Here is a 7113-nt window from a genome sequence, read left to right as displayed (position 1 = left end):
GTCGGGGCCGGCCGGACGCGCGAGGGCGGTGCGCCAGCGCGCGAGCCGCGTCTCGGCGGCCTCCAGGTCGCTCGCGAACCACTCCCAGTCGCTGCGGTAGTGGTGCCCGAGCAGCGCCAGCCGGATCGCCATGGGGTCGTGCCCGGCCTCGCGCAGGCGTGAGACGAGCTCGAGGTTGCCCTTGGACTTGCTCATCTTCTCGCCGTCCAGCGCGACCATGCCCGCGTGCACGTACGCCTTCGCGAACGGCTCGCCGGTGGCGACCTGCGCCTCGCCGGCCGACATCTCGTGGTGCGGGAAGACCAGGTCGGACCCGCCGCCCTGGACGTCGAACGCCGTGCCGAGGTGGTGCAGCGCCATCGCCGAGCACTCGATGTGCCAGCCGGGGCGTCCCTTGCCGTAGGGGCTGTCCCACGACGGCTCGCCCGGACGCTCGGCCAGCCACAGCAGGCAGTCGAGCGGGTGCTTCTTGCCCGGACGGTCGGGGTCGCCGCCGCGCTCGCCGAAGATCGCGCGCATCGCGGTCTCGTCCAGGCCCGAGACGGCCCCGAAGCCGGGGTCGGCGTGGACGTCGAAGTACAGGTCGTCGTCGACGCGGTAGACCGCGCCGGCGGCCTCGAGCCGTCCGACGAGGTCGATCACCAGGTCGATGGCCTCGACCGCGCCCATGTAGTGCTGCGGCGGGATGATGCGCAACGCGGTCATGTCGGTGCGGAACAGCTCGGTCTCGCGCTCGGCCAGCGCCACCCAGTCCTCGCCGGTCGCATCGGCGCGCTCGAGCAGCGGGTCGTCGACGTCGGTGACGTTCTGCACGTACGTCACGTCCAGGCCGCGGTCGCGCCAGGCGCGCTGGAGCAGGTCGAAGGCCAGGTAGGTGGAGGCGTGGCCCAGGTGCGTCGCGTCGTACGGCGTGATGCCGCAGACGTACATCCGGGCCGTGCCCTCGGGGTCGAGCTCCCGGGCGGTGCCCGAGGCGGTGTCGTGCACCTGCGGGGCCGGGCCGCGGCCCAGTCCGAGACCGTCGAGCGAGGGGATGTCAGGTGCCGACCACGAACGCATGGGGCGAGCCTATCGGGACGTCCGCGAGGCGCACGGGGCCGTCGGCGCGCCGGGTGCGGCGGCGGCTGCCACCATGGCGGGCATGATCATCGACTGCGCGGTCTACCGGCACGGCGAGCGCCACTCCGTGGACCCGGACCCGGTCGCGCTCAAGACCGTGCTGAGCGAGCTCGACGACGCCTGCGACTTCCTGTGGATCGGCATGCACGAGCCCTCGCGCGAGGAGCTGGACCGGGTCGCCGGCCCGCTCCAGCTGCACCCGCTGGCCGTCGAGGACGCGATCGAGGCCCACCAGCGGCCCAAGGTCGAGCGCTACTCCGACCACTTCTTCGCCTCGATCAAGACCGTCACCTACCGCGACGACGACGTGAGCACGCAGGAGATCAACGCCTTCCTGGGCGAGCACTACCTGCTGACGGTGCGCCACGGCGGCGGCCACGACCTGCGCGAGGTCCGCCGCAACGCCGAGCGGCCGAGCACGAGCTCGAGCACGGCCCGGTCGCCGCCCTCTACGCCGTCATGGACCACGTCGTCGACCAGTACGAGGCGGTGGCCGCCGAGCTCGAGGCGGACGTGGAGGAGGTCGAGACGTCGGTCTTCTCGCGCGAGCGCACGAGCGACTCCTCGCGCATCTACCGGCTCAAGCGCGAGACGCTCGAGCTGCGCCGGGCCGTGCTGCCGCTGCGCGAGCCGATGAACCGGTTCGCCACCACGTCCATGCCGGAGGCGAGCCGGCCGTACTTCCGCGACGTGTCCGACCACCTCAACCGGGCGGCGGAGACGATCGACAACATCGACCACCTGCTCGACAACGCGCTCAACGCCCACCTGGCGCAGCTGAGCGTCCAGCAGAACGAGGACATGCGCAAGCTCACCGCCGGCGCCACGCTGTTCGCGCTGCCGACGGCGATCGCGGGCATCTACGGCATGAACTTCGAGCACATGCCCGAGCTGAGCTGGACGTTCGGCTACCCGCTGTGCCTGGCATTCATGGGGGCCGTGTGCGGTTACGCCTACTGGCGCTTCAAGCGCGCCGGCTGGCTGTAGACGCGACGCCCGTCCCGCCCCCCTCCCGGAGCGGTGAGATGCCAACCTTATGAAGCCTGCTTTCGGTTGCGGGCTCACCGCTCCGCGGCGTGAAGGGTTGCCGGCTCACCGCTCCGCGGCGCGAAGGGTTGCTGGCTCATCGCTCCGGAGCGGGGAGCGGCTCAGGCGACGCCGGCGGTGATGACGCCCGCGCCGACGAGCACGAGCACGAGCGCGCCCAAGCCGACGCGGTAGGCGACGAACGGCGCGTACGAGCGGGTGCTGACGTACTTGAGCAGCCAGTGGATGACCGCCAGGCCGACCACGAACGAGACGACGGTGCCGACGAGCGTGGGCATCGTGCCGTACTCGTTCTCGCCGCCGGGGATGTCCTTGAGGTTGAAGATGCCGGCGCCCACGACGGCCGGGATGGCGAGCAGGAAGGCGTACCGGGTGGCGGCGGCGCGCTCGTAGCCCAGGAACAGGCCCATCGAGATCGTGGCACCCGAGCGCGACACGCCCGGGACGAGCGCGGCGGCCTGGGCCAGGCCGAACAGCACCGCGTGGCCCCAGGTCAGCTGCTCGATCGGCCGGCTCTTGCGGCCCACGCGCTCGGCGATCCCGAGGACGACGCCGAGCACGATGAGCGTGGTGCCGATGACCCACAGGTTGCGGAACTCGCTGTCGATGAGGTCCTGCAGGAGCAGGCCGAGGACCACGATCGGCACGGAGCCGACGATGACGAACCAGCCCATGCGCCACTCGTGCGCCTGGCGCGCCTCGGCGCTCACCAGGCCGCGCAGCCAGCCGGTCGCGATCGACCAGATGTCGCGCCAGAAGTACAGGACGACGGCGATCTCCGTGCCGATCTGCACCACCGCGGTGAACGCGGCGCCGGGGTCGTCCCAGCCGAAGAACTTCGGGAAGATCGCGAGGTGGGCGCTGCTGGAGATCGGGAGGAACTCCGTCAGGCCCTGCAGGACGCCGAGAACCACGGCCTTGAACAGATCCACGGCGCGAGCCTACCGACGCCGTCGCGAGCGGCCCACTAGCCTGGCCGCATGCAGCGACGTCGGCTCGGATCCACCGGCCTGGAGGTCTCGCGCCTCGGCCTGGGCACCATGCAGTGGGGCCGCGGCGTCGACGCGGCCACCGCCGGCGAGCAGCTGACCACCTTCCTGGACGCCGGCGGCTCGCTCGTCGACACCGCCGCGCTCTACGGCGACGGACGCGCCGAGGGCCTGCTGGGCGAGCTGGTCGACAAGCTCGGCTGCCGCGACGACCTGGAGATCGTCAGCAAGTCCGGCCTGCGCCGTCGCGGCGAGGACGTCGTCCGCGACACGTCCCGCGGCCACCTGCTCACCCAGCTCGACGCGACCCTGGACGCGCTCGGTACCGACCACCTCGACCTGTGGCTCGTCCACGTGTGGGACGACGGCACGCCGGCCGAGGAGACGTTCGGTGCCCTAGAGCACGCCGTGCGCACCGGCCGGGCCCGCTACGTCGGCGTCTCGAACTTCACCGCCTGGCAGACGTCGTGGGCCGCCGGCTGGCTCTCGGCCCGGCCGGACGGCGTCCACCTGGCCGCGACGCAGGTGGAGTACTCGCTGCTGCGCGACGTCGAGCCCGACGCCGTCCCCGCGGCCGCGGCGCACGGGGGTCGGCCTGCTGGCCTGGTCGCGCTCGGCCGCGGGTGCTGACCGGCAAGTACCGCGCTGGGGTGCCCGGTGACTCGCGCGCCGCGCACCCGGAGTGGGAGTCGTCGTCGGCGCCTACCTGACGCCGGCCCGCTCGCGCGTCGTCGAGGCGGTCGCCCGCGCGGCCGAGGGCCTCGACGTCTCCCCTGCCCACGTGGCCCTGGCCTGGCTGCGCGACCGGCCGCAGGTCGGCGCCGCGCTGCTGGGTGCCCGCACCACCGACCAGCTCGAGCACGCCCTGGCGTCCGAGCAGGTCGACCTGCCCGTCGAGATCGTCCAGGCCCTCGACGACGTCTCCGAAGGAGCGCGCTAGTGGAGTACGAGTTCCAGAGCCTCACGATCGACCGCAGCCAGTCGCGCAACGCCGTGCGCAAGCTGCTGACCGACTACGCCGAGTACCAGGGCTGGGAGCTCGCGCGCCTGCGCAAGGACCGCACCGGCAAGCGGACGGTCGTGCTGCGGCGCAAGATCATCCGCATGCGCGCCACGCTGTAGCGCTCCTCGTCGCTGAGCGTGACGTTGTGCACGCGACACGCCGGTACCGGCGTGCACAACGTCACGCTCAGCGACGAGGCGAGGCTCAGAGCTGGTCGAGGAAGGTGTCGAACACCCGGGCGCCGTGCTCGAGGCTGGCCACCGGCACCCGCTCGTCCACGCCGTGGAACAGCGCGGTGAAGTCCAGGTCCGCGGGCAGGGCCAGCGGCACGAAGCCGTAGGACGTGATGCCGAGCCGGTCCCAGCCCTTGGCGTCGGTGCCGCCGCTCATGAGGAACGGCGCCACGTGGGCGTCGGGGTCGTGCTGCAGCAGCGACACGGTCATCGCGTCGACGAGGTCGCCCCTGAACGGGTACTCCAGCGCGTCGTCGCTGTGGTGCAGGTCGACGGTGACCCGGTCGCCGAGCAGCTCCTGGACCGCCGGGACGAACGTGTCCTGGTGGCCGGGCAGGTACCGGCCGTCGACGTACGCGGTGGCCTCGCCGGGGACGACGTTGTGCTTGTAGCCGGCCGCCAGCATCGTCGCGTTGGTGGAGTTGCGGATGCCCGACCCGACCATGCGGATCGCCGGACCGACGTGGCGCAGCACCTCGTCGGGGTCGGTGGACGTCTCGCCGGTCAGCTCGCGGATCGTCTGCATGAGCCGCTGCATCGACGGACCCGGCTCGGCCGGCCACGCGTGCGTGCCCAGCCGGGCCAGCGCCTCGGACAGGTGGGTGATCGGGTTGTCGTGCTGCTGCATCGAGCCGTGGCCCGCGGTGCCCTTGGCGGTGAGGCGCATCCAGGCGATGCCCTTCTCCCCCGTCTCCAGCAGGTACAGGCGCTTGCCGCCCACCTCGGTGGAGAAGCCGCCGACCTCGCCGACCGCCTCGGTGCAACCCTCGAGCAGCTCGGGGTGGTTCTCGACGAGCCAGCGGCTGCCCAGCACGCCCCCGGCCTCCTCGTCGGCGGTGAAGACCAGCGTGATCGGGCGGTCCGGGAGGCGTCCGTCGCGCTGACGGGCCCGCACGACCGACAGCAGCATGCCGTCGAAGTCCTTCATGTCGACCGCGCCGCGGCCGTACAGGTGGTCGTCGACGATCTCGGCGGCGAACGGGTCGACGCTCCAGTCGGCGGCCCGGGCCGGGACGACGTCCAGGTGGCCGTGGATCAGCAGGCCCGGCTTCGGGCTGTCCTGGTTGCCCCACCGGGCCACCAGCGTGGCGCGGCCCGGCTCGGACTCGACGATGGTGGACTCGATGCCCACCTCGTCCAGCAGCGCCGCGACGTGCTCGGCGGCCTTGCGCTCGCCCGGACCGGACGAGTCGCCGTAGTTGGACGTGTCGATGCGGATCAGGTCGCGGACGATCTGGACGACCTCGGCCTCGGGTGCGTGCGCCATGACCCCACCCTAGGCGCGTCCGCGCCCGCGTCCGGACCGGACTCAGCCCGCGAGCAGCGCGTCCACGGTGCGGGTGAACAGCAGCCGGCCGGCCAGCGCCTCGAGCGGCGCGAGGAAGCGCGGCACGCGCGCACGTGGACGTCCTCGCGCCAGGTCAGGTGCGAGCCGCCGCCGTCCCGCGGCGAGACGTCGATCTCGGCCCACCCCTGCACGACCCGGCCGCGCTTCTCGACCCGGCACCGGCGCGGCGGGTCCCAGGAGACGACCTCCATGACGTCGTCGAAGCCGACCGGCCCGACGCCGGTGCGGGCGGTGAACCGGTCGCCGTCGACCGTCACGCGGGTCAGCGGCACGACGTCGCCGTGCCGGCGCCAGTCCGTCACCCGGGCCCAGACCTCCGCAGGAGAGAGATCCGGGTCACGGTCCACCGTCACGAGAGCCACGCGACGATGGTAGGAACGTGGCGGCGAACCCGCCCGACGAGAGGACCCCCATGGGCACGATGCCGTTCACGTCCGTCGACGACGTGAAGCAGCAGCTGGCCGCGGCCGACTACCTGGCTTCGGACGCGATCGCCACCACGGTCTTCCTGGCCAGCGAGCTGGGCAAGCCGCTGCTGGTGGAGGGACCGGCCGGCACCGGCAAGACCGAGCTCGCCCGCGCCGTCGCCCGCGCCGCGGAGGCGTCCCTCGTGCGGCTGCAGTGCTACGAGGGCGTCGACGAGGCGCGCGCCCTGTACGAGTGGAACCACGCCAAGCAGCTGCTGCGCATCACCGCGGCCCGTGACGAGTCCTGGGAGGAGACCCGCACGGACGTGTTCAGCGAGGAGTTCCTGCTCCCCCGCCCGCTGCTCACCGCGATCCGCCAGGACGAGCCGACCGTCCTGCTCGTCGACGAGACCGACAAGGCCGACGTCGAGATCGAGGGCCTGCTGCTGGAGGTGCTGGGCGACTTCCAGGTCACGGTGCCCGAGCTCGGCACGATCACCGCCGCGCGCCGTCCGTTCGTCGTGCTGACGTCCAACGCGACGCGCGAGCTGTCCGAGGCCCTGCGCCGCCGCTGCCTGTTCCTGCACGTCGGCTTCCCCGACGCCGAGCTCGAGGAGCGCATCGTCCGGCTGCGCGTCCCGGAGCTGGACGCCGTGCTGGCCACGAGCCTCGTGCGCGTCGTGGACGCGCTGCGGGCGATGCCCCTGCGCAAGGCGCCCTCGGTGTCGGAGTCGGTCGACTGGGCCCGCACCCTGCTGACCCTCGGCGCCACGTCGCTGGACGCGGACGTCGTGCGGCGGACGCTCAACGTCGTCCTCAAGCACACCGACGACATCGACCGGGCGGCCGCCGGGCTGGACCTCGACGCGGTGCTGGCCACGCCGTGACCACGCCGCTGCCCGCCGAGACGTTCCCGCGCCGCCTGGTCGGGTTCGTCGAGGCGTTGCGGGCCAAGGGCGTCCGGCCG

The 7113-nt window shown here is 72.6% G+C and carries 9 protein-coding genes and 1 pseudogene; 6 read left to right on the top strand and 4 right to left on the bottom strand.

The window, feature by feature from the left end; translation table 11 throughout:
• Positions 1-1059, bottom strand: a 1059-nt coding sequence (gene mshC / locus AC2W7G_RS06325; RefSeq protein ID WP_485867686.1) for a cysteine--1-D-myo-inosityl 2-amino-2-deoxy-alpha-D-glucopyranoside ligase, incomplete at its 3' end; no start/stop codon positions are given.
• Here mshC and AC2W7G_RS06320 point away from each other — a divergent pair.
• Together AC2W7G_RS06320 and AC2W7G_RS06315 are read left to right on the top strand one after the other, a co-directional pair.
• A pseudogene (locus AC2W7G_RS06320) lies at positions 1034-1468 on the top strand (CorA family divalent cation transporter); the annotation flags it as partial. The gene mshC and the pseudogene AC2W7G_RS06320 sit on opposite strands and share 26 nt — an antisense overlap.
• A gap of 110 nt (positions 1469-1578) precedes the next feature.
• A complete protein-coding gene (locus AC2W7G_RS06315; RefSeq protein WP_485867685.1) occupies positions 1579-2106 on the top strand; it encodes a magnesium and cobalt transport protein CorA in 528 nt (175 codons plus the stop codon).
• Between the two features lie 161 nt (positions 2107-2267).
• On the opposite strand, the gene AC2W7G_RS06310 is transcribed toward AC2W7G_RS06315, so the two are convergent.
• Complete coding sequence (locus tag AC2W7G_RS06310; protein ID WP_485867684.1) at positions 2268-3098, bottom strand: undecaprenyl-diphosphate phosphatase; 831 nt, start codon at positions 3096-3098, stop codon at positions 2268-2270.
• A 48-nt stretch (positions 3099-3146) separates the two neighbouring features.
• Between AC2W7G_RS06310 and AC2W7G_RS06305 the strand changes: the two genes are divergently transcribed.
• Genes AC2W7G_RS06305 through AC2W7G_RS06295 form a run of 3 tightly spaced genes read left to right on the top strand, consistent with a single transcriptional unit; the run spans position 3147 to position 4277 of the window.
• Positions 3147-3785, top strand: coding sequence for an aldo/keto reductase (locus tag AC2W7G_RS06305; protein WP_485867683.1), 639 nt, complete (start codon positions 3147-3149; stop codon positions 3783-3785).
• A gap of 52 nt (positions 3786-3837) precedes the next feature.
• Complete coding sequence (locus AC2W7G_RS06300; protein WP_485867682.1) at positions 3838-4095, top strand: aldo/keto reductase; 258 nt, start codon at positions 3838-3840, stop codon at positions 4093-4095.
• Entirely contained in the window at positions 4095-4277 is a 183-nt protein-coding gene (locus tag AC2W7G_RS06295) for a DUF5703 family protein (RefSeq protein WP_485867681.1), read from the top strand. Before AC2W7G_RS06300 ends, AC2W7G_RS06295 begins: the two co-directional genes overlap by 1 nt.
• A gap of 85 nt (positions 4278-4362) precedes the next feature.
• Here the strand turns inward: AC2W7G_RS06295 and AC2W7G_RS06290 are convergent, their stop codons facing one another.
• Positions 4363-5658, bottom strand: a complete 1296-nt coding sequence (locus tag AC2W7G_RS06290) for a M20/M25/M40 family metallo-hydrolase (RefSeq protein WP_485867680.1) — start codon at positions 5656-5658, stop codon at positions 4363-4365.
• Positions 5610-6101 (bottom strand): SRPBCC family protein, encoded by a 492-nt coding sequence (locus AC2W7G_RS06285; protein ID WP_485867679.1) that lies wholly within the window; start codon positions 6099-6101, stop codon positions 5610-5612. The genes AC2W7G_RS06290 and AC2W7G_RS06285 overlap by 49 nt, the downstream gene beginning before the upstream one ends.
• A 50-nt stretch (positions 6102-6151) precedes the next feature.
• Here AC2W7G_RS06285 and AC2W7G_RS06280 point away from each other — a divergent pair, with 50 nt between their 5' ends.
• A complete protein-coding gene (locus AC2W7G_RS06280; RefSeq protein WP_485867678.1) occupies positions 6152-7033 on the top strand; it encodes an AAA family ATPase in 882 nt (293 codons plus the stop codon).
• Positions 7034-7113 lie beyond the last annotated feature (80 nt).

The sequence above is a fragment of the Aeromicrobium sp. PFPM2_SD2 genome (assembly GCF_057364525.1).
The sequence above is the reverse complement of the archived record's forward strand: the minus strand, read 5'-3'. Positions and strand labels throughout refer to the sequence as shown.